General features: G+C 69.8%; 22 protein-coding genes. 14 read left to right on the plus strand and 8 right to left on the minus strand.

Annotation, left to right across the window (positions count from 1 at the left end; translation table 11 throughout):
• The first annotated feature begins 59 nt into the window (after positions 1-59).
• From OV427_RS22195 to OV427_RS22225, 7 genes are all read left to right on the plus strand, one after another.
• A complete protein-coding gene (locus OV427_RS22195) occupies positions 60-881 on the plus strand; it encodes a vWA domain-containing protein (protein WP_267858140.1) in 822 nt (273 codons plus the stop codon).
• 66 nt (positions 882-947) lie between these two features.
• Positions 948-1,448: a sigma-70 family RNA polymerase sigma factor gene (locus tag OV427_RS22200; RefSeq protein ID WP_267858141.1), complete on the plus strand. Its 501-nt coding sequence runs from the start codon at positions 948-950 to the stop codon at positions 1,446-1,448.
• Positions 1,445-2,197 carry a hypothetical protein gene (locus OV427_RS22205; protein ID WP_267858142.1) on the plus strand — a complete coding sequence of 251 codons (753 nt, stop codon included), beginning with the start codon at positions 1,445-1,447 and terminating at the stop codon, positions 2,195-2,197. The genes OV427_RS22200 and OV427_RS22205 overlap by 4 nt, the downstream gene beginning before the upstream one ends.
• Positions 2,194-3,726 (plus strand): caspase family protein, encoded by a 1,533-nt coding sequence (locus OV427_RS22210; protein ID WP_267858143.1) that lies wholly within the window; start codon positions 2,194-2,196, stop codon positions 3,724-3,726. Before OV427_RS22205 ends, OV427_RS22210 begins: the two co-directional genes overlap by 4 nt.
• Before the next feature lie 67 nt (positions 3,727-3,793).
• Positions 3,794-5,611, plus strand: a complete 1,818-nt coding sequence (locus OV427_RS22215; RefSeq protein WP_267858144.1) for an Ig-like domain-containing protein — start codon at positions 3,794-3,796, stop codon at positions 5,609-5,611.
• A 111-nt stretch (positions 5,612-5,722) separates the two neighbouring features.
• Positions 5,723-7,537, plus strand: a complete 1,815-nt coding sequence (locus OV427_RS22220; protein ID WP_267858145.1) for an Ig-like domain-containing protein — start codon at positions 5,723-5,725, stop codon at positions 7,535-7,537.
• 146 nt (positions 7,538-7,683) lie between these two features.
• Positions 7,684-8,604, plus strand: a complete 921-nt coding sequence (locus OV427_RS22225; protein ID WP_267858146.1) for a hypothetical protein — start codon at positions 7,684-7,686, stop codon at positions 8,602-8,604.
• Between the two features lie 50 nt (positions 8,605-8,654).
• On the opposite strand, the gene OV427_RS22230 is transcribed toward OV427_RS22225, so the two are convergent.
• The gene (locus tag OV427_RS22230) at positions 8,655-9,608 is read right to left on the minus strand and encodes an MBL fold metallo-hydrolase (protein WP_267858147.1); all 954 of its coding nucleotides are present in this window, start codon (positions 9,606-9,608) and stop codon (positions 8,655-8,657) included.
• A gap of 89 nt (positions 9,609-9,697) precedes the next feature.
• On the opposite strand from OV427_RS22230, the gene OV427_RS22235 reads away from it, so the two are divergent.
• Positions 9,698-10,582, plus strand: a complete 885-nt coding sequence (locus OV427_RS22235; protein ID WP_267858148.1) for a LysR family transcriptional regulator — start codon at positions 9,698-9,700, stop codon at positions 10,580-10,582.
• Positions 10,583-10,588: 6 nt separating this feature from the next.
• On the opposite strand, the gene OV427_RS22240 is transcribed toward OV427_RS22235, so the two are convergent.
• Entirely contained in the window at positions 10,589-10,921 is a 333-nt protein-coding gene (locus tag OV427_RS22240) for an ArsR/SmtB family transcription factor (protein ID WP_267858149.1), read from the minus strand.
• A 56-nt stretch (positions 10,922-10,977) separates the two neighbouring features.
• Between OV427_RS22240 and OV427_RS22245 the strand changes: the two genes are divergently transcribed.
• Positions 10,978-11,460, plus strand: a complete 483-nt coding sequence (locus OV427_RS22245; RefSeq protein WP_267858150.1) for an SRPBCC domain-containing protein — start codon at positions 10,978-10,980, stop codon at positions 11,458-11,460.
• A 66-nt stretch (positions 11,461-11,526) separates the two neighbouring features.
• The gene (locus OV427_RS22250; protein ID WP_267858151.1) at positions 11,527-12,348 is read left to right on the plus strand and encodes an SDR family oxidoreductase; all 822 of its coding nucleotides are present in this window, start codon (positions 11,527-11,529) and stop codon (positions 12,346-12,348) included.
• Here the strand turns inward: OV427_RS22250 and OV427_RS22255 are convergent.
• The 3 genes from OV427_RS22255 to OV427_RS22265 all read right to left on the minus strand — a co-directional run bounded on the left by OV427_RS22255 (position 12,336) and on the right by OV427_RS22265 (position 16,653).
• Positions 12,336-13,547 (minus strand): hypothetical protein, encoded by a 1,212-nt coding sequence (locus OV427_RS22255; protein WP_267858152.1) that lies wholly within the window; start codon positions 13,545-13,547, stop codon positions 12,336-12,338. The two genes, OV427_RS22250 and OV427_RS22255, sit on opposite strands and share 13 nt — an antisense overlap.
• Before the next feature lie 2 nt (positions 13,548-13,549).
• A complete protein-coding gene (locus OV427_RS22260; protein WP_267858153.1) occupies positions 13,550-16,186 on the minus strand; it encodes a TonB-dependent receptor in 2,637 nt (878 codons plus the stop codon).
• A gap of 65 nt (positions 16,187-16,251) precedes the next feature.
• Positions 16,252-16,653 carry a hypothetical protein gene (locus OV427_RS22265; RefSeq protein WP_267858154.1) on the minus strand — a complete coding sequence of 134 codons (402 nt, stop codon included), beginning with the start codon at positions 16,651-16,653 and terminating at the stop codon, positions 16,252-16,254.
• 158 nt (positions 16,654-16,811) lie between these two features.
• Between OV427_RS22265 and OV427_RS22270 the strand changes: the two genes are divergently transcribed.
• On the plus strand, positions 16,812-18,017 hold the full coding sequence (locus tag OV427_RS22270; protein WP_267858155.1) for a murein transglycosylase A: 1,206 nt from the start codon (positions 16,812-16,814) through the stop codon (positions 18,015-18,017).
• On the opposite strand, the gene OV427_RS22275 is transcribed toward OV427_RS22270, so the two are convergent.
• Positions 18,004-18,456, minus strand: coding sequence for an OsmC family protein (locus tag OV427_RS22275; RefSeq protein WP_267858156.1), 453 nt, complete (start codon positions 18,454-18,456; stop codon positions 18,004-18,006). The two genes, OV427_RS22270 and OV427_RS22275, sit on opposite strands and share 14 nt — an antisense overlap.
• A 268-nt stretch (positions 18,457-18,724) precedes the next feature.
• Between OV427_RS22275 and OV427_RS22280 the strand changes: the two genes are divergently transcribed.
• The gene (locus OV427_RS22280) at positions 18,725-19,804 is read left to right on the plus strand and encodes a 2-oxoglutarate and iron-dependent oxygenase domain-containing protein (protein WP_267858157.1); all 1,080 of its coding nucleotides are present in this window, start codon (positions 18,725-18,727) and stop codon (positions 19,802-19,804) included.
• Positions 19,805-19,849: 45 nt separating this feature from the next.
• Positions 19,850-20,179, plus strand: a complete 330-nt coding sequence (locus OV427_RS22285; RefSeq protein WP_267858158.1) for a DUF2845 domain-containing protein — start codon at positions 19,850-19,852, stop codon at positions 20,177-20,179.
• Between the two features lie 13 nt (positions 20,180-20,192).
• Here OV427_RS22285 and OV427_RS22290 read toward each other — a convergent pair whose 3' ends face one another.
• Both OV427_RS22290 and OV427_RS22295 read right to left on the minus strand, forming a co-directional pair.
• Positions 20,193-20,879 (minus strand): hypothetical protein, encoded by a 687-nt coding sequence (locus tag OV427_RS22290; RefSeq protein WP_267858159.1) that lies wholly within the window; start codon positions 20,877-20,879, stop codon positions 20,193-20,195.
• On the minus strand, positions 20,869-22,119 hold the full coding sequence (locus tag OV427_RS22295) for a hypothetical protein (protein ID WP_267858160.1): 1,251 nt from the start codon (positions 22,117-22,119) through the stop codon (positions 20,869-20,871). Before OV427_RS22295 ends, OV427_RS22290 begins: the two co-directional genes overlap by 11 nt.
• A gap of 88 nt (positions 22,120-22,207) precedes the next feature.
• On the opposite strand from OV427_RS22295, the gene OV427_RS22300 reads away from it, so the two are divergent.
• Positions 22,208-23,410 carry an FAD-dependent monooxygenase gene (locus OV427_RS22300; RefSeq protein WP_267858161.1) on the plus strand — a complete coding sequence of 401 codons (1,203 nt, stop codon included), beginning with the start codon at positions 22,208-22,210 and terminating at the stop codon, positions 23,408-23,410.
• The last annotated feature ends 8 nt before the right edge of the window (positions 23,411-23,418 follow it).

Here is a 23,418-nt window from a genome sequence, read left to right on the forward strand (position 1 = left end):
ACCCATGGCGTCGGAGCCGTGCCGCTGAGGGCAGGGCGGCCCGTACCCGGGGGTGTCTCATGGACAAGCTTTCGCGGCTGGACCTCGTCTTCTGCGTGGACCTGACCAGCAGCATGACCTCCTTCATCGCGCAGGCGCGGGCGCATGTGCGCCGCATCCTCGATGCGCTGAAGGCCATTCCCGACCTGGACCTGTGCGTCGCGCTCTCCGGCTACCGCGACCACGGCTTCCCGGCGGTGCTCGAGGTCCATCCCTTCACCCGTGACGTCTCCGCGCTCGCGAAGGCGCTCGATGCGGCCCAGGTCTTCAGCCACGCGTCGAACGTCGACGCGGCCGAGGCCGTCTTCGCGGGCCTCGACGCGGCGGCGAAGCTCCCCTGGCGCGAGGGCGCCTTCATGGTCGTCGTGCTCGTGGGCGACGCCCCCCCGCATGCCTGCGGAGGTGATGGCGGCCACGCTCCGGACCGCTTCCGTGAGAAGGACCCGAGCGGCTGGGACCTCGATGGCCTCACCAACCACCTGGAGGCCCAGGGCATCTTCCTGCATGCGCTCGCCATGGTGCCCTCTGTGCACCCGCACTACGACGCCGCGCTGGAGCGTGCCTTCCGCCGCCTGTCCATCTCCACCGGTGGCACCTACCAGTCCGCGCGCGGCCCGGATGCCGCGCTGGCCATCGTGGAGACGCTGGTCCAGCGCACCTCTGTCGAGTTCGCCTTCGACCGCCGCGTGCATGGCGCCATCGAGGCGCTCGCCCTGGACGCGCGCGGCAGCTCCGCGCTCCGCGAGTCCCTGGCGAAGCAGCTTGGGAGCACGGAGGTCATCGTGTCCTCGGCCCTGATGCGCCTGCGCCAGCGGGGGCTCCTGCCCGTGGGTGTGGAGTAACGTTCCACCTCCGATGTCCCAACTTCCGCGGCTCGCGTGTCCAATCCGGTGAAGATGTCCCAAGGGTTGAGCGCCACGGAGCTCCAGGAGCTGTACGACCGGTATGCCCCAGGCATGTACCGGAGGGCCTTCGCCTTGCTCCAGCGGGAGGCGGATGCCTGGGACGCGGTGCAGGAGGCGTGCATCCGCCTCCTCCAGTCCGCCGCCGAGTTCCGGCGCGAGGCCCGGCCGATGACGTTCATCTACCGGGTGACCACCAACGTCTGTCTCAACATGCTCCGCTCCCGCGCCCTGCGGGACGTGGCCCCCGAGGCGGACGGGCCGGAGGGCACGGTGGACGCGCTCGCCTCCACCGAGTGCAGGGACTTCCTGGTGAAGCTGGCGCGCGAGCTGGACGAGCGCGGCCTCACCGTGGCGGCGCTGTACTACCTGGACGGGTTGTCCCAGGAGGAGATTGCCCAGGTGCTGGGGCTCTCCAGGAAGACCATCGTGCGCGAGGTGCAGCGCATCAGCGTCCTGGCCCGCGCCCTGGGCGAGCCCAGGGGCGTGCGTGGAGGTGCCGGATGAGTGAACACCTGTCGGACCTCGTCCTGGACGAGGTGATGGCCGGCGGCGCGAAGCCGCCACACCTGGAGTCCTGTGACACCTGCAATGCGCGTGTCACCCTGCTGCGCGCCCATGTGGAAGGAGTCCGGGCCCGGCCCGACTTCTCCCGCGTCCGTGCCCGCGTCCTCTCGGAGGCGGCACTGCGTCCGTCGCGGCCCGCGGCCTCGTGGTTCTCCGGCTGGCTGCTCGTCCCCGCGCTGGCCACCGTGGCCATGGTGGTGCTGCTCCGAGGCCCGCTGTCGGGGGACACGCCAGGTACGGGGACGCAGCCTGTGATGCCAGGCCTCCGCGTGAAGGGTCCACCCGGGGTGGAGCTGCTGCGGCTGGTGGACGGCCAGGTGAACCCCGTCCTGCGCGAGGGGGACGAGGTGGCGCTGCGGCTGAGGAGCGGAGGTCGCAGGTATGCGCTGGTCGTCTCCGTGGACGCGCAGGGGCAGGTGGAGGCACTGTGGCCGTCGGGGGGCGAGCGCAGCGGCGAGCTGGACGCCGAGCAGCCCGCGCCCCTGTTCCAGGTCACCCGGGGAGACTTCGCGGTGCATGCCATCTATTCGGAGTCGCCGCTGAGCCTCGACGAGGTTCGTGACTGGCTGCCCACGCACGGGACGCAGTGCTCCGGTGTCCCGGACGCGGCCGCATGTCAGGAGCCCGCCGGGCTCCCCTCGGGGGCCGCGCACGCCTCGGTGGTGCTCGTGGTCGAGGTCCAGCAATGACGCTCGCGCTGCTGCTCGCGGCCGTGGTGGCGGCGCAGCCCGTGACTCCGGAAGACACGCCGCGCCGCTTCGCCCTCGCGGTGGGCAACAACCGGGGCACTGGCGCGGACGCTCCGCTGCGGTACGCGGAGCGCGATGCCCGCTCGGTGCTGGGCGTGCTCGAAGAGGTGGGCGGGCTGCGGCGCGAGGACGCCCTGCTGGTGCTTGGCACCGACGCGGACGCGGTGCGCGACGCGCTCGCCCGCTTCGAGCGCCACCTCCAGGCCAACGCACGTCCCGGCGACCAGCTCTTCGTCTACGTCTCCAGCCACGCGGACGCGGGCGAGCTGCACCTGGGCGGCACGCGCCTGCCCCTGGGCGAGGTGGTGCGCTTCATCGAGCACGCCCCGGTGAGCGTCGCCCTGCTGGTGGTGGACTCCTGCCAGTCCGGCGAGGCGGCGCGCCTCAAGGGGCTCAAGCCCATCCCCGGCGTGCTGGTGAATCTGGAGCGGCCGGAGCTCGCCGGGCGCGTCATCATCACCGCATCCGCCGCGGACGAGTCCGCGCAGGAGTCGGACGCGCTCGCGGGCTCCATCTTCACGCACCACCTGGTCGCCGCGCTGCGCGGGGCGGCGGACGTGTCCGGAGACGGCCGCGTCACGCTCGCGGAGGCCTATACGTATTCGTATGCCCGCACGGTGGAGTCCTCGCTCCTGTCCCGCGCGGGCACGCAGCACCCCAGCTTCCACTTCGACCTCCAGGGGAAGGGAGACCTCGTCCTCTCCGCGCCCGCCCGCGCGACGTCACTCTTGACGCTCGCCATCGACGAGCCCGGCGACTGGACGGTGTCCACGCTCGACGGCGAGCCCTTCCTCGGGCACGTGCGCAAGGGCGCGGGCTCGGCCACGCTGGCACTGCCCGCGGGCAGCTACCTCCTCACCACGCGCGGCGAGCACACCGCCCTGGTGGCGCGCGTGCAGGTGCCCGACTCCGGGCGCGCGGAGGTGACGCGCGCCCAGCTCCGTCCGCAGAAGCTGGAGGCGAACGCGCTCAAGGGGCCCCGGGACACGAGGTGGATGGTGCACCTCGGTCCCAGCGTGGGCAGTCCCCTGCTCGAATCCTTTGGGGCGATGGTGGGCGGCACCGTCGCGCTCCAGCACGTCTGGAGGCCCGCCGGGCTGAATCTGGCGACGGCCGTGGTGGAGGTCCGTCATGGCCGGCACGCGTCCGGGGGCCTCGCTCAGAACGACCATGCGCTGCGGCTGGGCCTGGGGCACCTCGTGCGTGACTGGCACGGGCTGCACCTGCAGCTCGCCGTGGAGGCCGGCGCCACCGTGTCCAGCCAGCGGCAGTCCAGCAATGGCGAAACGCGGCTCGCGCTGCAGCCCGCCATCGGAGTGGCGGGCGGCGTGTGGCTGCCGGTGGGTGGGCCGTTCGCGGTGTCGCTGCTCGGCAACGCGGGGCGCACGTGGGTGCGCACGGAGGTGGGTGCTCCGGTTCCGTCCTCGCTGTCCATGGGGGCGAGCCTGGGCATCGGCTGGCTGCGCTGAGTCCCATGCGGGAGGCCTCGCGTGTCCAAGGCACTGCTCACGCCGCATCCACTTCATGAGGTCTCCCATGCACGCCACCCGTTCCCGCCCCTGGAAGTCCGTGCTGCTGTGCACGGCCCTGGGGCTCGCCGCCTGTGACTCCCTGAAGGCGGAACCGGACCCGGGTCCGCCCGTCAAAGAGGAGTCGCCGCCTCCGCCCGAGCTCCGCGTCACCGTGACTCCGGCGGGGCCGGCGCGCTGCCGCGAGGGCACGTGGACGCTCTCTGTCTCCGTCGAGGGCGGCACGCCCGAGAAGGTGGAGCTCATCGCCAACGGGCTGGCTCCCACCACGCTCGACAGCCCGTACCGCCACACCGTCGACTGCGCGACCGCTGAAGAGGGCAGCTACTTCTTCATCGCTCGGGCCACGGCGGAGGGACGGACCTTCGAGAGCCAGAGCGTCTCGATGGTGGTGGACCGGCAGGGGCCCTTCGTCGAGTCCTGGGGCCCGGCGTCGTACTACCCGAGCGTCGACGCGCCGCTGGAGATTGTCTTCTCCGAGCCGCTGCTGCCCGCGTCTCTCCAGTCCGCACCCACGGTGCTCCGGGATGGCAATGGCTTCTCGGTGGCGCACACGGCGGTGCTCAGCGGTGACGGGCGTGTCCTCCGGCTCACGCCGACGGTGCCGCTCCGTGTGCCCGGCACGCTGCGCGCCGAGCTGGTGCAGCGGAACATGACCGACCTCGTCGGCAATCCCTTCACCCTGGAGCGCAGCGTGGTCGAGAAGCGCTTCGACTACTGGCCCTTCGCCCAGGCAGCACCCCGGATGAGCGACACGTCCAAGGGATGGCTTCGCTTCGCCTTGCAGCCCTTCCCATCGCGGCCTGTCGTCGCCTTCATCGAGCAGGGCTCTGATGACAGTGCGGACAAGGTTGTGCTCGGCGTCGAGGTCATGAACGGTGACTCGTGGGAGCGCTTGCCTTCACCCCGTGCCCCGGTGGCGCTCGCGGACGCCCCGGCGAATCTGCAGCTCGAGGTCCACTTTGGAAGCATGGTGCTCGCGTGGGTCGAGCGCACCTCGTTCCAGGACATGATTCATGTATCCCGGTTCGACGGCACGTCCTGGAAGGACCTGGGCGCGCCGCTCGCCACCGGGGCCCCCTACGGCACATACCAGATGGCGCTGGACGAGGAGGGGGACCCGGTCGTGGTCTACCAGGAGAAGCAGGAAGACGGCCTCGACCTGCGCGTCGTCCGGTGGGCCGGGAATGACTGGCAACTGCTCGGAGGCACGCTCAGTGCCAATCCCAAGCCCTGGACCGTTGCGGGGCACCCGGCCATCGCCGTGGACAGCTCCCGGGTGGTGGTGGCCTGGGCGGAGAAGCCTCCGGAGGGGGAGTCCTCCTCCGAGGTCTTCGTGATGGAGTTCAAGGATGGGGGTTGGAGGCAGTTGGGCTCATCGCTCAGTGGCGTGCCGGGAGGCTGGGGTGCGGGGCAGGTCGCCATCGCACTGCGCGGCTACGAGGACAGCCCCGTCGTCGCCTGGACCGAGAGCGCGTCCTTCTCCTACGACGGGTATGTGTTCACCGCGTACTGGAAGCCCAGTCCCTTCGCCGGCATTCCCGGGAGCTGGACGCGTCCGGAGGAGCTGCAGGGAGCAACGCAGTACGCCTTCCTGGACAATCTTCGCCTCCTCATGGACTCCACGAACGAGCCCTGGGTGGTGTGGCAGCGCAAGGACGGGGATGACCTCATCACCTACTACCGCAAGCACCGCCCCACGGGCTGGGAGCCGGAGCAGCTCGTGGTGGGTACCGAGGTGTTCGGGTTCCGGCTGGATGAGAACTCCTTCCCCTGGGTCTTGGCGGGGTACTCGCCGCAAGACGCCATCCTCCGGCCGCAGTAGGCGACTCCCGCGGGTGAGCGCCGGCATGGGCTGGCTGTGCTGTGTCCCATGCGGGCGGCCTCGCGTGTCCAAGGCACTGCTCACACTGCATCCGCTTCACGAGGTCCCCACGTGCAACCCCGTCATCCCCGCGCATGGACGCCCCTGCTGCTCTGCGCGGCCCTGGGGCTCATCGCCTGTGACCCCCTGAAGCTGAATCCGGACCCGCCGCCACCGGTGGAGGAGGAGCCGCCTCCGCTGGAGCTCCAGGTCACCGTGGCGACGGAGGGGCCGGCGTTCTGCCGCGAGGGCACGTGGATGCTGTCCGTCTCCGTGGCGGGTGGGACGCCCGAGAGGGTGGAGCTCAGCACCAACGGGCAGCCCCCCATGAAGCTCGACAGCCCGTACCGCTACAGCGTCGACTGCGCGACCGCCGACGAGGGCAGCTACTCCTTCGTCGCGCGGGCCAGGGCGGAGGGGCGGACGTTCGAGAGCGCGAGCGCCTCCGTGGTGGTGGACCGCACGGCTCCGCGCATCGCGTCCTGGCGGCCGAAGACGTTCTACCCGACGGTGGACACGCCGGTGGAGGTTGTCTTCTCCGAGCCCCTCCTGCCCGAGTCGCTCCAGGCCTCCCCCACGCTGCTGCGGGACGGCAATGGCTTCTCGGTGCCCCACCAGACGGTGCTCACCGAGGAGGGACGCGTCCTCCGCCTGGTGCCGTCCGCGCCGCTCCAGCCGCCCGTCACCCTGTACCTCGAGCTGGTGCAGCGGAGCATGACCGACCGGGCCGGCAATCCGCTCAAGGTGGAGCCCTCCGAGGTCTACTACCAGTCGCAATTCAGTTACTGGCCCTTCGCCCGGGGGGAGGAGGCCCCGATGAGCGAGAAGTCCATCGAAGGGGTTTCCTTCGCCCTGGAGACCTTCCCCCAGACGCGGCCCGCCGTCGCCTTCGTCGAGCGGGAGATTGGGGGACCGGTGGAATCGGGAGAGCTGGTCGTCACGCGCCTGGTGGGTGGCACGTGGGAGCGCCTCCCGCCGCCCCGGGCGATGGACGCGCGAGCGAACAGGCCGGAGCTCCCGCGGCTCGAGGTGAATTGGAAGGGAGACATGGTGCTCGCCTGGCTCGAGACCGACCGCGCGAGCGACATGGAGCGGATTCACGTGTCGCGGTACGACGGCACGTCCTGGACGTTGTTGGGCGAGCCGCTCGACACCCAGTCCCGCATCACCCAATACAAGATGGTGCTGGACACGAACGGGTACCCCGTCCTCGTCTATCTGGAGCGTGAGCTCGACCTGCGCGTCGTGCGCTGGAGCGGCTCCGCCTGGCAGTTCCTCGGGGACCCCCTCAGTGGCAATCCCGGCATCGTGAGCCGCGCGGAGTCCGCGGCCATCGCCGTGGACGTGATGAGTGTGGTGGTGGCCTGGTCGGAGACGCCTCCGGGCAAGGACTCGCCGCATGTCTTCGTGATGGAGTTCCGGGAGGGAAGCTGGAAGAGCGTGGGCACGCCGTTCCGTGGCCTGCCGGGCGGCCGCGCGGGGAAGGTCGCCGTCGCGATGCGGAGCGCCGCGGACAGTCCCGTCGTCGCGTGGATCGAGTCCTCGTCCAACCTCGAGGATGAAACCCTGTTCATCTCATCCTGGAAGGTCACCTCCACGACGCTCGGCTGGACGCCTCCGGAGCAACTGCAGGGGATGACGCAGTACCATCATTCCCTTGGCGTGCCGTGGCTCGTCATCGGCGCCGGGCAGGAGCCCTGGGTCGCGTGGCAACGCCGGGACAGTGCCTCCACCTCGGTCATCTACCGCAAGCACCGCTCCACCGGATGGGAGCCGGAGCAGTTCGTCGCCGGCACGATGCTGTATGGGTTCCAGCTGGACGAGAAGTCCTTTCCCTGGGTGGCAGTGGGCTACCCGCATGAGGAGGCCATCCTGCGGCCGCAGTAGCTATGGGCTCCGGCGGTGAGCCGCGACGGAGCAGGTTCTCGAATTTCGGGGTTTTGAGGAAACTTCGGTTTCCTCCTTCCGACAACCCAGGTGCTCTTGCAGGCCCATTTCCGGCGGCCTGACGAAGACACCTGGAGACGTCACCCATGCACCTGAAGCGGATGCTGTGGAACACCGCGCTGCTGTCGGCGGGCCTCGTGCTGGCCTCGTGCGGCGGCAGCCCCGAGGACACCGCGCGCGACGTGCCGGAGGCGAGCCTCGGCACCGCCACCGCCGAGCTGAACTCGCCCATCTACGACAGGGCGCGCACGTACGCCGCCAACAACCCCAAGCGGGATGGCGGCACGTGGGACCAGTGGTGCGGCTCGCTGATGTGGCGCTTCGGCCAGCTCCCCGAGTCCTCGGCGCGGCCCTCCGCCATCGAGGCCTACCACGCGTCCACCATCGTCTCGCTGGACGCTTCGAAGGCGCTCATCGGTGCCTTCCACTGGTGGGACATCGGCGCGTATGGCCACGTCGGCACCGACCTCAACGGTGCTGGCAGGACGGTGTTCATGGCCACGCGCAACCTCGCCGAGTCGTGGGGCGACGCCATCGGTGTCAACAGCGTGTCCGGCTATTCGAGCCGCACCGGCGCGCGGTACCTCGGCTGGTCGATGGACTACGCGGGCGGCCGCATCGCCGGTGGCGGAGGCCCTCCGGTGGATGGCACGGGCGGGCTGCCCTGGACGACGACGGAGCAGGACGGCATCCCCGGCCCCATCTATTACATGCGCATCCAGACGGTGGGCCGGCGTGACTTCGGCTACACGGGCCCCATCGATGGTGTCACCGGCCCGAACACGGAGAAGGTCCGCGTGAGGATTACCGCGCGTGAGCTCAACCGTCGTGGCAGCCCCCGGACCTCCGCGCAGGAGGATGGGATTCCCGGCAGCATCTATTGGACTCGCGTCCAGACGGTGGGCAGGAGCTTCGGCTACACCGGACCCATCGACGGCATCCCCGGGCCGAACACCTACAAGGCCGAGCACAAGATCTGCGCCTACGCGGTGAACCGGGCCTTCTAGCGGGGGCCTCTGCTCGACGACGGGAGGTTTCGCTTCCCGCCGTCGGACCTTCAGTGCTGGTGTCCCAGCCGCACGTCGACATTCGGGTGCGCCTTCGCGAAGGCGCGCAGCTTCTTGAAGCTCTCCACGCCGCGCGGGCCGTCGGCGGTGAAGGCGCCGGGCTCCACGTCGTGCTCCCAGCCCCAGCGCGTGTGGCTGGCGTCACCCACCAGCAGCACCGGGCCCTTCGTGGAGCGCACCAGGTACGCGGTGCTGCCGGGCGTGTGGCCGGGCACCCAGAGCGCCCACACCGAGCCGTCGCCGAAGATGTCCACCGCGCCGTCGAAGAGGCCACTGGACTCGGCCGCATAGGTCCACTCGGACAGCGCCGGCTTGCCCTCCAGCGCGCGGTCGGTGCTGCCCTGCACGGCGGCGTTGAGGAACTGGCGGGCGGACGCCTCGCCGGGGCCGGTGTACACGGGCGTGCCCGCGGGCACGTCCGCCATGCCGGTGATGTGGTCCAGGTGCAGGTGCGTGAGGAACACGCCCTTGAGCGGCTGCGCCTGCTTCGCCAGCCACTCGCCCAGCGGCACGTTCACCTTCAGCTTCTCCATGTGCATGGCGCCGCGGACCAGCCCGCTCAGCGCGGACTTCTCCGGCGCGTCGCGCAGCGCGTTCTCCACGCCGGTGTCCACGATGAAGAGTCCCTGTGTCGGGTGGCGGAGCGCGTGGAAGTAGACCTGGATGGGCTCGTCGCCGTCCTTCAGGCCCTCGGACTTCGCGGTGGGGTGGCCCAGGTTGATGAGGCCGCTGCGCTCCACGGCCCAGTCCGCGGAGTTGACGGTCTCCAGTTCCACCGGGCCGGGCTGGTCCAGCAGGGCGAGCACGTCCTTCGTCGGTCGGGCCGCGCCGAGCGAGGACTTCTGCGCCTCATGCGAGCTGGCCGCGAAGCCGACGACACCGGCGACGGCGAGGAGGCCGCCGAGGGCGGCGACGATGGAGAGGGCGATGTACCTGGGGCGCATGAAGCGGGCTCCGTGACTTCGAGACATGCGAAAGGTAGCGATGCCAGAATGGATGGAAAATAGCGAATACGGCATGGGGTCATGCATTCATGGATATCTCCTGGGATGACGCGCGGCTGTTCCTGGCCATCGCGGAGACGGGCAGCCTGAGCGAGGCGGCCCGGCGGCTGCGCGTGGGGCAGCCCACGGTGAGCCGGCGGCTGGCGGCGTTGGAGTACACGCTGGGGGCGGCGCTGTTCCGCCGGAGCGTGGACGGCGCGGCGCTGACGGCGGCGGGAGAGCGGCTGGTGCTGCCCGCGAAGAAGATGGCGGAGTGGGCGGGAGAGCTGCACCGCGCCGCGGAGTCGGCGGACAACTCGCCCAGGGGCCTGGTGCGCGTGACGGCGAGCCCCTTCGCCAGCTTCGACTTCCTGGCGCCCTTCGCGGCCTTCGTCGCGCAGAAGCACCCGGGCCTGCGGCTGGAGGTGCTGTCGACGATTCAGTACCTCGACCTGGCGCGAGGCGAGGCGGACCTCGCCCTGCGCGCGAAGCCGCCGACCAACGCGGACCTCAAGCTCGTGTACACGCTGGAGATTCAAAACGCCGTCATGGTCGCCAGGTCCCTGAAGGCGAAGCTGCCGAGGAAGCCCACGCTCCAGCAGCTCCCCTGGGTGGCGTGGTCGCCGCCATTCGAGTCGGTGCCGCCCAACCCGCAGCTCGAAGAGCTCATCCCGGATTTCGCGCCCGTGTTCACCGCCGACAACTACCTGGTGATGCTGGCCGCGGTGGAGGCGGGCGTGGGGGCGATGGTGCTGGGGAAGCTCTCGCACCGCTTCAGCCGCGACAGGGGACTGGTGCCACTGGACCTCGACCTGGGGCCGTATGCGACGAGCGAGGTCCACCTGGTGTGTGCGAGGTCCGCGCTCGACATTCCCCGCGTGAGGAAGGTGTCGGAGCTGCTGGTGGACGAGCTGGAGCGGTTCAAGCGGAAGTGAGCCCGGCTACTCGTCCGGCTCCTCGAGGTCCGCCTTCAGGCGCGCGAGCAGGTGCACCGCACCCTGGGCGTAGCGGCTGATGTACCGGTCGTGAATCTCCTGGATGGGCAACGGATTGAAGTAGTTCCAGCGCTGCCGGCCCTCCTTCTTCGCGATGAGCAGCCCCGCCTTCTCCAGCACGCCCAGGTGCTGCATCACCGTGGTGCGGTCCAGCTCCGGGAAGTGCTCGGTCAGCTCGCCCGTCGTCATCGGCCGCGTCTTCAACAGGTCGAGCATCGCCCGCCGCCGGGCGTCCCCCAGGGCCTTGAAGACCGCGTCGTGGGCGTCACTGCTTGACATGTTATAAATCTATAACATATTGACCTTGAACGCACGAACTTCGGAGGAGGCACGCAATGGCACAGGAGCAGAGCGGGAAGCCGTCGGCGCAGGGGGAGATGGAGCTCAAGTTCCAGGTCCACGCCAAGGTTGCGAAGCCCATCGCCGAGGTCTTCGACGCGGTCTACAACCCGAAGAAGCTGAGCGGCTACTTCACGACCAACGGAGCGAGCGCCCCGCTCGACGAGGGCACCACCGTCACCTGGGACTTCGCGGACTTTCCCGGCGCCTTCCCCGTGTACGTGAAGAAGGTGGAGAAGAACCGCTCCATCGAGCTGGAGTGGAAGGCCGGCGACGGCGACTACAACACCAGGGTCCGCATGGAGTTCGAGCCGCTCGACGGCAACGCGACGCTGGTGCGCATCAGCGAGTCCGGGTGGCAGAAGACGCCGAAGGGGCTGGAGAGCTCCTACGGCAACTGCATGGGCTGGGCACAGATGCTCCTGTGCATGAAGGTGTTCGTCGAGCAGGGGACGAACCTGCGTAGGTTCCTCTATTAGTTAGGGGATGCGCGGAGGGGTCTCCCTGGCGTACATCCGTACCACCTTACGCTCAGGAGACCCCTCATGGCCGACCTCAAGGGAAAGACGCTCTTCATCACCGGCGCCAGCCGCGGTATCGGCAAGGCCATCGCGCTGCGGGCCGCGCGCGACGGCGCGAACATCGTCATCGCCGCGAAGACGACGGAGCCGCACCCCAAGCTCCCCGGCACCATCTACACGGCCGCGGAGGAAATCGAGAAGGCCGGCGGCAAGGCGCTGCCGTGCATGGTGGACATCCGCGACGAGCAGCAGATTGCCGCCGCCGTGGCGAAGGCGGTGGAGACGTTCGGCGGCATCGACATCCTGGTGAACAACGCCAGCGCCATCAGCCTCACCGGCACGCTCGAGACGCCGATGAAGCGCTATGACCTGATGCACGGCATCAACACGCGCGGGACGTTTGCCTGCTCGCAGGCGTGCATCCCGTACCTGAAGAAGTCCAGCAACCCGCACATCCTCAACAACTCGCCGCCGCTCAACATGGAGGCGCGCTGGTTCGGGCCCCACGTCGCGTACACCATGGCGAAGTTCGGGATGAGCATGTGCGTGCTCGGCATGGCGGAGGAGTTCAAGTCGGACGGCATCGCCGTCAACGCCATCTGGCCGCGCACCGTCATCGCCACCGCGGCGGTGCAGAACCTGCTCGGCGGAGATGAGACCATCGCCGGCAGCCGCTCGCCGGAAATCATGGCCGACGCCGCCTACGCCATCCTCACCAAGCCGAGCCGCCAGTTCACCGGCAACTTCTGCATCGACGAGGACGTCTTGCGCGGCGTGGGCGTGACGGACTTCTCGAAGTACCAGATGGTGCCCGGGGCGGAGCTGTTCCCGGACTACTTCATCTGAGGGGCCAGGCCCTCCGCTCCGGAGGGCTCGCCGAACACGGACACCTCGCGCAGGCGTGAGAACTGGCCCATGCCCGAGCTGCCGTCCGTGTAGCGGTCGGTCATCCACAGCCGGATGCGGCCCACCCCGGGCGCATCCGGCGCGAGCGCCACGTCCAGGTACTGCTCGCCAAGGGTCGCCGTGGCCGGGTCGTCCTCGTAGGGGATGGAGGCGACGACGTCGGAGAACGGCGCGCTGTCTCCCAGCGGGAACCACGTCTTCCCGTCCACCGAGCCCTCCACGTGGAGTACGTCGCCGAAGCCGTCCAGCCCCCGCACGATGACGCGCCGGGGCCGCACGGGCTCCTCGAGCAGGATGAACAGCTCGGAGGGCAGGAAGTTCTCGCCAATGGCCGCCCGGGCCAATTCCAGCCTGCCGTCGGTGAAGGGACACGGCGAGAAGGTGCCGGACTTCAGCGCGCAGCCCGCGCCACGGCTGGCGGGGACGACAGCCGCGAAGGGCAGCGGCACCGGGGGCGACTCGGAGACGGCGTCGTAATACAACGAGTTCTTGAACCAGGCGCGCATGCCCCGCGACACGGCCTGCACTCGCGCGGAGTGGGTGAAGTCCTCCACCAGCTCTGGCCTCAACCGGGGCTCGCCGCTGCCCGCGCGGAGCTGCCACGCGATGCCGTCCTCGCCGCGAAGCTGCACGAAGTAGTCCGGCTCCGGGATGTCCGCCGTGGGCACCACCGGCTCCCACGACAGGCGGACGCCGCCCGCCTCGTCCACGGTGCGCACGTGGCCCTCCCAGGGGCGCAGCGGCGGCAGGTCCACGTCGCGGATGAATTCGAACGAGAGGAAGTCCCGCCCTCCGTCCGTGCGCGGCAGGTGGAGCTGGAACTGGTTGACGGACGTCCACGGGTGGGGATGCTCCAGGCCATCCGCGCCCACATCGCGCGCGGAGAGCCGGTGGAGGAAGAGTCCTTGCGCGTCGGGCGTCACCTCGGCCCAGGGCTCGTAACGGGTGGCGTAGACCTCGCCGCCGTATTCGTTGGGCGGGGCGGCCACCTTGCGCGGGCGCATCAGCGTGAGTGGCCCGCCGCGCCAGGGCGTGCCGTCCGCCGCCAGCGCGGTGCCGGACACGTAGATGGGGTCATCCGGCTCCAGCGCGCAGCCGGCCAGGGTGAGGCAGAGCGGAAGCAGTCGCGACAGTCGCATGGTCAGAAGCTCCCCTTCACGCCGAGGGTGGGGAGAACCACCGGCACGCCCACCGACGTCTTCTTCAGTCCACTCGGCTTGCCGTAGCCGTACTCGAAGGTGACGACCTCCTTGCGCGCGGTGATGTTGAAGACGTCCAGGTAGGCCTCGAGCACGAAGCGGTCGAACACCCAGCTCCGCGAGGCGCGCACGTCGAGACGGAAGAAGCCGGGCAGCCGGTCCACCGAGCCGCGGTCCACGGGCATCCACTCGGCGTTGCCGTCCGCGTCGGTGCCCTCGCGCCGGGTGCGGTAGCCGAACTGGCCGCTCTCCGGACGGCCGGTGTTGAAGTGCGCCACCGCGCCCACCGTGGCGAAGGCGAAGCGGTAGCTGAGCGCGGCGTTGACCGAGTGCGCCTGCTCGAAGACGTACGGCAGGTAGTCCTCCGCCTGCCCCAGCTCTTCGCCCTGCGCGCCCAGGCGCGAGTAGCGCTCGAAGCGCCGGCTCTGGTTGAAGCCGTAGGTGAGCCAGCCGAACCAGTGGCGCCCGAGCGGCCGGCGCACCATCAGCTCCAGTCCGTAGGTGTAGCCGTGCCCCTGGACGTCCTCGGCCTCCAGGCCCCGGCGGCGCACGTTGCTCACCACGTCCTCGAAGTTGAACTCCAGCGTGCGCACGAGCGGGTTGAAGTAGGCCTCGGCGGACAGCTCCCAGTCCTGTGACGGCCGCCACTCCGCGCCCGCGGAGAGCTGCACCGCGCGTTGCAGGCCGCGCTCCAGCGCGAGCATCTCCCCCGCGGGCACCGGCAGCAGCACCGTGGCGGGCTGGTGGTAGAGGCCCGCGCCGGCTTTGAGGGTGAGCGCGTCCGTGAGCGCGTGGCGCACCGCGAGCCGGGGCTCCAGCGCGACGTACGTGTCGAGCCCGAAGCCGTGGTAGCTGTCCACGCGCAGGCCCGGCACCAGCGTCCACCGCGCGGCGGGGCGCCACGTGAGCTGCGTGCCCACGCCCGCGAAGGTGGCGAGGATGTCCGGCCGACTGTACGCGTCGCGGCCGTCGACGGGGCCCACGGGACGGAAGAGGCCGGTGGCCACCAGGCCCGCGCTCCGGCGCTCGAGCTGGCCGAAGGCCTCGAAGGTGAGCGAGGGCGACAGCTCGCGCGTGTAGCCGGTGCGCAGCGCCACACTGCCCTGCGTCAGCTCGTAGCTGCCGGGGCTGTTGTAGCCCTCGTCGAAGTTGAGGCCCAGCCGGTCATACCCGAGCGTCAGCCCCACCTCCGCCTCGCCGCCCGCGAGCGGATGGCGGCCGCGCAGGTCCACGCGGTGGAAGAGCAGGCCCACGCCGCCGCTCTCCTGGCCGGGCAGGCGCGCGGTGATGCCCACCGCGTCCGACGAGCCCATGACGAGCAGCCGCAGCCGTCCCTCGTCGCCCACGCGCTGCTCCACGCGAGCGGAGTAGTCCCAGTAGTCCGCGTAGATTTTGGGCTCGCCCCGGTCCGGGTACTGCGTCCCGTCCGGGGCCGTGTAGATGGACGGGGCGGTGATGCTGTTGGCCACGCGCGTGACGATGAGGCCGGTGTAGCTGATGCGCGCGGCGGCGGTGACGGTGGTGCCCGTCTCGGGGAAGGGCACCTCCAGGAAGACACCGCTGTTGATGATGTCGAGGTACGCGCTGCCGCGCACGCCGTCCTCGCGCGGGCGGCTGACGTGCGCATCCACCGCGCCGCCGAGCAGGCTGCCGTACCGCGCCGAGGGCACTCCCACCTGGAAGTCGAGCGTGTCGATGAAGTCTGGATGGACGACGGCGTTGCCCACGAGCAGGTGGTAGAGGAAGGGCACGCGCACGCCGTCCACGAAGAAGGCGCTCGCGGCGGGCTGCACGCCGCGCACCACGGGGTAGGAGAGGCCCGAGGCCAGCGTCGTCACGCCGGGCATCAGCATGATGACGCGGAACGGGTCGCCCATGGTGCCGGGCACCTCGCGCAGTTCCTGGTCGTGGAGGGTGACGCGGGAGACCTCGGTGCGGGGCCTGTCCGCGCGCACCACCGTCTCGTAGGGGTTCACCTCCAGCGGCTCCAGGCCGTAGAGGACCTCCAGGTGCTGGTGTGCCTCCAGCGTCTCGTCGATGTACAGCGGCTGGTGGCCGGGCGCGGAGACCTTGAGCCGGGTGGTGCCGGGAGGCAGCTCCAGACGGAAGAGGCCCTGGGCATCCGTCTCCGCCGTGGCCTCTCCTGCTTGTACGGTGGCACCTGCAATCGGCTTGCGTGTGCCCTTCTGCCGCACGCGGCCGGTGATGAGGGCGCGCAGGGCCGGGGGCTCGAAGCGGTAGGAATAGGGCAGGCGCACCGAGACGGGCGTGCCGCCGGAAGTGGCGGGGTGGAAGCGCAGGCGGTGGGCAGCCTCCAGGGCGGCCGCGGCGAGCTGGGGTGGTGCGTCACCGATGACGGTGGCGTCCGTGACGGCGCCGGCCTCATCGAGCGTGAGCTCCAACCGCACCACCACGGGGGCGGTGAGGGGGAAGCCCTCTGGCACGCGGGCGGGGGCGTCCTCGCTCAGGGTGGGCGGGAGGAGGGGGGCTTCGTCAGGGCCGGATTGTGGGGCCGCGAGCGCCGAGGCGGAGGAGAGGCCAAGGGCGAGCGCGAGGAGGAAGGGACTGAAACGCGTCATCGTCGGGTGCGGGGCGAAGGCAGATGCCTATGACGCCCGTACCCGAATTCTTGATCAAAGTCTTCTCAGGCCTCGGCCCCGCCCGCGCTGTGGCGCGCGTGAGGTTCAGGCGGGCTGCTACCGAGCCGCCGCGCGCAGAAGGCATCCACCGCGGTGGCCGCGAGGACGTTGCTCAAGGCGAAGCCCAGGCTGCCCTTCTTCGGGCTGTGCCTCAGGGCCCTGCCCAGGCCCACGAGGTCCAGGACGTCTCCGGCCACGCGCGCCCAGACCCACGGCGCGACCCGGGCCGGCGAAAGCAGGATGCCGATGCCCACGGCGATTTCCCGCAGCCCGGAGACGCGCAGCAGCGCGGGGCGCGCCTCCTTCACGCCCAGGAAGCGGGCGAGCGCACGAGGCACCATCAGCTCCGTCAGGCCCACGCCGATGCTGAGCCACCCGAGCCCCTTTGCCAGTTGCCTGATGTTCATCGCGGCCGTCCTCCGTCCAGGGGCGCCAGCCCGCCCGCTCTCCCGAGCGGGAGCCCTCCAGGGAAGGTGGTCATGGAGGCAGGGCGGCGCGAGAGGGCTGCTCCCAGGCAGGCAGGCTGTGCAGTCGGTAGGGCAGGTGAGGTAGGTACGAAGGCCTCATGTCCACGTCGTTCGCCCGAGCCCTCCTGCTGGCGGCCTGTGCCCTGTTCGTCACGGCCTGCCCGCGCCCCACGCGCGCCCCGATTACGAAGCCCGAAGAGGCGCTCGTCCCGGTCTCCCGCTCGCTGGAATTGCGTGACGACGGTGAGCCCGCGGCGCTGCGGGCCGCCATCGCGCAGAGCGTGGTGTGGCTGCGGACGCGGCCCGTGGACCAGCGCTTCATCTACGGGGACCGCCAGGTCACCGCCGGCATGCTCCGGGCCGCGCTGGAGCGCCTGCACTCGCGCATCCGCGACGGCATGTCGCCCGGGGAATTGTCGGTGCAGGTGCTCGAGGAGTTCGAGCCGCTGGAGGCCGCTGGCGGCGAGGACGGCCAGGTGCTCTTCACTGGCTATTACGAGCCCACGCTCGACGCGAGCCTCACGCGGACGGCCGAGTACTCGGTGCCCATCCACGGGCTGCCGCAAGATTTGCTCGAAGTCCCGCTGGAGCCGTTCGCGGAGCGCTTCGCGGCGGAGCGCGTCTTCGGGCGGCTCGACGGGCGGAAGGTGGTGCCCTACTGGACGCGCGGAGAGATTCGCGGCGGGCGGCTGGACGGACGGGGGCTGGAATTGGCGTGGGCGAAGGACCCGGTGGCGCTCTTCTTCGTGGAGGTGCAGGGCAGTGGACGGCTGCGGCTGCCGGACGGGAGCGAGCGCCGCATCGGCTACGCGGCGTCGAACGGGAGGCCCTACCGGAGCATCGGCTCGTTGCTCATCCAGGAGGGCACCATTCCCCGCGAGACGATGTCGATGCAGGCACTGCGCTCGTGGCTGGCGGCGAACCCGGCGCAGTGCGGGCGGGTGCTCGACTTCAACGAGTCGTATGTGTTCTTCCGCTACCTGGAGGGCCCGTCGGAGGGCTCGCTGGGGAGACCGGTGACGCCGGGGCGCTCCATTGCCACGGATGCGCGGCTGTTCCCCAAGGGCGGGCTGGCCTTCATCCAGACCGAGCACCCGGTGAAGCGGGCGGATGGGACGGTGGAGTGGAGGCCGCTGACGCGCTTCGTGCTCAACCAGGACACGGGTGGCGCCATCCGTGGCGCGGGCCGCGTGGATGTCTACTGGGGCCCCGGCCCCGAGGCCGAGCTGGCCGCGGGGATGATGAAGCAGAAGGGGCGGCTGCTCTTCCTCGTGCCGCGCGCGGTGCCGGTTACTGCTCGCTGACCTTCATGGTGAGGTGGATGGGCGTGGCGTGGGCGAGGTTGTCGCTCACGGGGCAGCGCGCTTCGACTTCGCTCTTGAGCTTCGCAATCTGGTCCGCGTTGGCGGTGCTCTTCACGTAGATGACGACCTCGAGCGACTGGTAGCCGGCGCGCACGGAGCGGTCGGTGCCGGCGAACTTCGCGGGGTCCAGCGAGCCTCGCACGGTGATGTCGGTGCCGGACACGGGGATGCCCAGCTCCTTCGCGATGAAGAAGGTCATGTAGTTCAGGCAGCCGGCGTGTGCGGCGAGGATGAAGTCGAGCGGGCTGGGCGCGCCGTTGCGGCCTCCGAGCTCCACGGGCTCGTCCATGAAGATTCTGAAGGCGTGGGCCTCGGTGGTGCTGCGGGCCATGCTCTCGCCCAGCGTGCGGACCTCTCCGGTGTAGAGCTGCTTTTCCATGGCGGCGTTCTCCTTGTGAGAGGGATACGCGCCTGGTGGAGATTCTTGGCTATCCCGTGTCTGGGATTGGCCCGCCGTACGGCCGGACGGTGGAATCGGGGACACACCCGGCGAGGGGGCGGGCAGGGGAGGGGGCCACGCGTAGGTGGCGGGCACACTCCGAAACCGGGCAGTATTGTCACCGTCTCCAGAGGCGGGGGTGCCTGGGCACCTCGGCTCGCGCGTGTGGCGCCGTGAGGGGACAGAGGCATTCGGGATGAGCAGCGAAGTGGCTGAGACGAAAGACGGAGTGGTCCTTCTCGACTACGCGAAGCTCGCGGCGGGCGTGGACATGTCGGCCGCCATCGAGCGCGCCTATGGGCCGGACGGCATCGGCCTGCTGGTGGTCCGGGGCATCCCGGGGCTGGTGGAGCTGCGCAACGGCCTGTTGCCGCTGGGGTTCCGCTTCGCGGCGCTCCCCAACGCGGTGAAGGACAAGTACGTCCATCAGCGGAGCAGCTACTCGTTCGGCTGGAGCCACGGGAAGGAGCTGCTCAAGCCCGGTCAGTTCGATGAGTTCAAGGGCTCGTACTACAACAACCCCCAGTACGACGTGCCGCAGGCGGACGCGTCACTGGTGGAGAAGTACCCGGAGAACTACCACCCGAACGTGTGGCCGGACGCGGACTTCCCGGAGCTGCGCCCCGCCTTCATGACGCTGGGGCAGCGGATGGTGGACGTGGGCGTGCTGGTCGCGGAGCAGTGCGACACGTACGTGCGCTCGCGGCTGGGGGAGCGGTTGTCGCCGGACGCGCAATTGGCGAAGACGATTCGCGAGTCGCGCGCGTGCAAGGCGCGGCTGCTCTACTACTTCGCCATCAACGAAGACGCGACGCCGCGCACGCGGGACTCGTGGTGTGGCTGGCACAGCGACCACGGCTCGCTCACGGCGCTGTGCCCGGCGATGTACTTCGAGGCGGAGCCCGGAGCGCACGAGCCGGCGAAGTCGGACATCCCGCTGCCGGACCCGGAGGCGGGGCTGTACGTCCGCACCCGTGGCGGCGAGGAGCGGAAGGTCATCATCCCGAAGGACTGCCTGGCGTTCCAGATTGGCGAGAGCTCGCAGGTCGTCACGGGCGGGCTGTTGAGGGCGACGCCGCACGCGGTGCAGGCGCTGGCGCATCCGGCGAGCCGGAACATCTCGCGCTCCACGTTCGCGGTGTTCATGCAGCCGGACAACGACGCGCACCTGCGGGCGCCGGCGGGCACGGACCCGAAGGAGCAGCGGGTGGGGGCGTTCCAGCCGGGGATGACCTTCGGCGACTTCGCCCGGGCGACGTTCGCGAAGTTCTACAACCCGTACGCGTGAATATTGGCCGGGCTTTTACGTCGGAGCCCGGACGGAGGAGGTTCGATGCGTACGCTCTTGCTGGCAGTGGCCGTGGCAGTGGTGTGGGTCCCCGTGGTTGGACAGGCAGCTTCGCTGCGCTGCGGCACGGGGCTCGTGTCGGACGGGGCGTCGAAGTCGGACGTGGCGGCGAAGTGTGGTGAGCCCACGTCGAAGGAGTCCCGCACGGAGTCGGAAGAGGTGAAGACGAAGGACGGGGACACCTCGACGAAGCGCGTGGTTCAGAAGACGTTCGAGGAGTGGACGTACAACTTCGGCGCCAACCGGCTGCAGCAGGTGGTGGTGTTCGAGAACGGCAAGCTCATCGAGGTGAAGAGCGCGGGGTACGGGCGGTAGCGGGCCCGTGGCGCTAACCGCCGCTCGGCTGCGGCCGCGGCGGTAGGAGGCCCAGCGGGTCCCAGACGTATTTCTCGATGGGCACCATGGCCATGTGGCTCATGGCGTGTCGCTCGGCGAAGCGCTTGAAGCGCTCGGAGACGATGATGTCGCCCCACATGCCGCGCGGCCGGAACACGTCCTCGCCGTTCCAGGTGCCTTCCTCCAGGGCGAGGCCATCGATGGCGTCGGGGCCGGCATAGCGGCACCAGGTGCACGTCGGGGGCTTCTTGCGCAGGATGCGGCTGCGCTCCATGTCCAGGGCGGCGTGGCCGTAGGCGAGGGTGACGAAGAGATACCTGGGCGGCGGACCGGGCTTGGGGCCACGGCCCTTGCGGCGGACCCGCTTCACCTCGACGGGGTGGAAGCCGTTGAGGCCCGTCAGTCCCTCCGCCTTGAAGTCCTCGGCGAAGCGCTCGGTGACGAGCAGGCCGCCGCAAGGACCGTCCAAGATGTCCCCGAAGGCCTTGCCGTAGAGCTCCAGGTCGCCCTGGTAGGGCGGTTCCCAGCTTCGTGATCCGACGAAGTCCCCACACTGAGGGCAGCGCAGCCCGGGGCCGGTATTCGAGCTGGTCCTGCTGAACTCCGTGTCGTGCTCACCTTCGCGCAGCTTCTCCAGGACGAAGAAATGTGTCGGGTGCGAGGGAGCATCAGAAGCCATTGGGGAACCTCGCTCGCATGGCTGGGCGACTGTAGATCTGTCGCAAGAACGCCTCGAACTCCTGGGGTGTTGCGTTGTTGTATCTGCGCAGCCAGCCGATGACTTCATCATCCACATCGCGGTGCCACTTCTGGTAGCCGTTGTGGGCCGCCTTGTCGGCGGCTCGCGTGACGAAGCGTGGGTCTCTCGCAGTGTAAAGCCCACTGAGGGTGGAGTGATCTTCAAGTTCTGCCGCGATCCGCTTGGAAATGACGTGATGGAGCTGTCCGGTCGCGGAAGACGCCGCCGGGCCTCCGCTCATGCCCTGGGCCACCATGGCGATTGCGGTAGCAGGCAGGGAGATGACGACGGTGCCTCCCATGACGGCCACCGCGGTCACCTGCCCCACGTTGGCCAGACTGATTCCCATCTGTGATGCTCCCACCGCTGCGGCCTCAGGGAAGCGAGGCAGCATCGACAGCCGCGACGCCAGCAGCGCGGCGCCTCCAGTCATGCCGTGGGTCACCACCACCGTCACCGCGAGGACGACGACGCGTGCCACCTCCGGCCCTACCCGGTTCGCGAAGCGCTGGCCGGCCTCTACCAGTTCCAGGGGTGTGGTGGCCCTGTCGGTGGTCCGCTTCAGCTCCCTGCTCGCCTCCACCACTTCGAGGAAGGTCTCCAGCCCCAGGTAGATGAGGAGGACCGCCGAGACGATGGCCGCCGCCTTGGTGAAGACGGGCTCGGGGTTGGCCGCCATGACGGCCCAGCTGACGAGGCCTGTCGAGATGACCGCGTAGAAGAGCTGGGGCGCGAGGGTGTTCTCCACGGCCTTGGCAATGCTCTCTTTCATGGGGTCGAGCGACAGACCCAGGGCTACCCCCAGCTTGTCCCACTCGCTCATCCCCATCGCATCGTCGAGGAGCGACAGGCAGTCTCCCCTGCGCTGGCCCGCCTTGCAGAGGCCTCCGAAGCTCCTGCCCATGAGGCGCTGCCATGCAGAGGCCCCGTCGTTGGCTGGGTAGGAGACTCGTTGCAGCCACCCCTGGTGGGAGGAGCGGATGGTCATGGGAGCGTTCAGCACCAGTCGCGTCAGTGCGTCCTCGAACGCGTCTGCGTCCACCCTGACGACCTTGTCGGAAGTGGGCGGGCTGTACTCCTGCGGCGCTCCCTGGCCCGTGTCGAGGCGCACGACGCGCGAGGTGGCGCACCCGGACAACAGCGCCAGCAACAGGAACGCGATGCTCCAACGAGCTGCCATGAGAAGGACTCTGGGGTGAGGGAGACTCCCCATCGTACGGGAAATCAACGGCGAGGCCTGAGCCGCCTGTCGAGGTAGAAGAGCCGGCATGAAGGCTCCCCATGTCGTCATCGTCGGCGGTGGACCCGCCGGAATGGTCCTCGCCTATCAGCTCGTCTCGAACGGCGTCCCGGTGCGCGTCCTGGAGCGCCACCCAGACTTCGAGCGCGAGTTTCGCGGCGAGCTCCTACAGGCCTCCGTCGTGGAGGCCCTCGAGCGCGCGGGGCTCTTCTCCGTCCTGCGCGAGCGGGGCCTGGCGCTGCCGGACATCGAGCGGCGCATGTACGTGGGCATGCGCCGCCAGGTCCGCGTGCCCGGGCCCCGGGAGCGTGGCGCGGTGGTGTCGCAGCCCGGGATGCTCGCCCTGCTGCACGAGCTGTGCGGCCGCTACCCCCACTACCAGCTCGACTTCGGCACCACCGTGCTCGACGCCATCCAGGAGGATGGGCGCGTCGTCGCGATGAAGACGCGGCACGACGGAGTGGAGGGCCGCGTCGACGGCGACCTCTTCATCGTCTGCAACGGGCGCAACAGCCACCTGCGCAAGTCGTGCGGTCTGGAGACCGAGGAGTTCGAGACGACCGCCGACGCGCTCTGGCTGCGCTTCGACCTCTCCTCCGCACCCGAGACGCTGCCCGAGTCACTCCAGGTCCACATGTTCGGCAAGGGGCTCGTCGTCGTCTTCCAGCCGTCCACGAACCACCGGCTGCACCTGGCGTACAGCGAGCCGGGCGACCTCAACCGGCTGCGCAAGGACCTCCCGGAGCTGCGCAAACGGCTCCTGCCCACGGTGCCCGAAGCGCTGCGCCCGCACCTGGAGCGCGAGCTCGACGAGAAGACCGAGTGGCAGGTGCTCAAGATTCTCGTCGACCGCGTGCGCCGCTGGCATGCGCCCGGCGTGCTCTTCCTCGGAGACGCCGCGCACACCATGTCGCCGTCGGGAGGGCAGGGTTTGAATCTCGCCATCCGTGACACCTTCGTTGCGGCCAACCGCCTGCTGGATGCCATCCAAGAGGAAAGCCCCCTGGACGAGGCGGTCTTCCAGGCGATTCAGCAGGAGCGCCAGCCCGAAATCGACCGGGTCCAGGCGGGCCAGACGCGTGCGGGGCAGATGGTGCTCAAGCCTCTCGGCGTGCTGCACGTGATGTTCACCATGCTCGGCGCGGTGATGAAGCTCGCGGGCAAGAAGATGCAGGGCACGGGCGGAGTCCCCGCCGTCGAGCCGCGATACCTCACACCGCTCGCACGCTGAGACTCAGC

This window comes from Pyxidicoccus sp. MSG2, assembly GCF_026626705.1.
Taxonomy (GTDB): Bacteria; Myxococcota; Myxococcia; order Myxococcales; family Myxococcaceae; genus Myxococcus.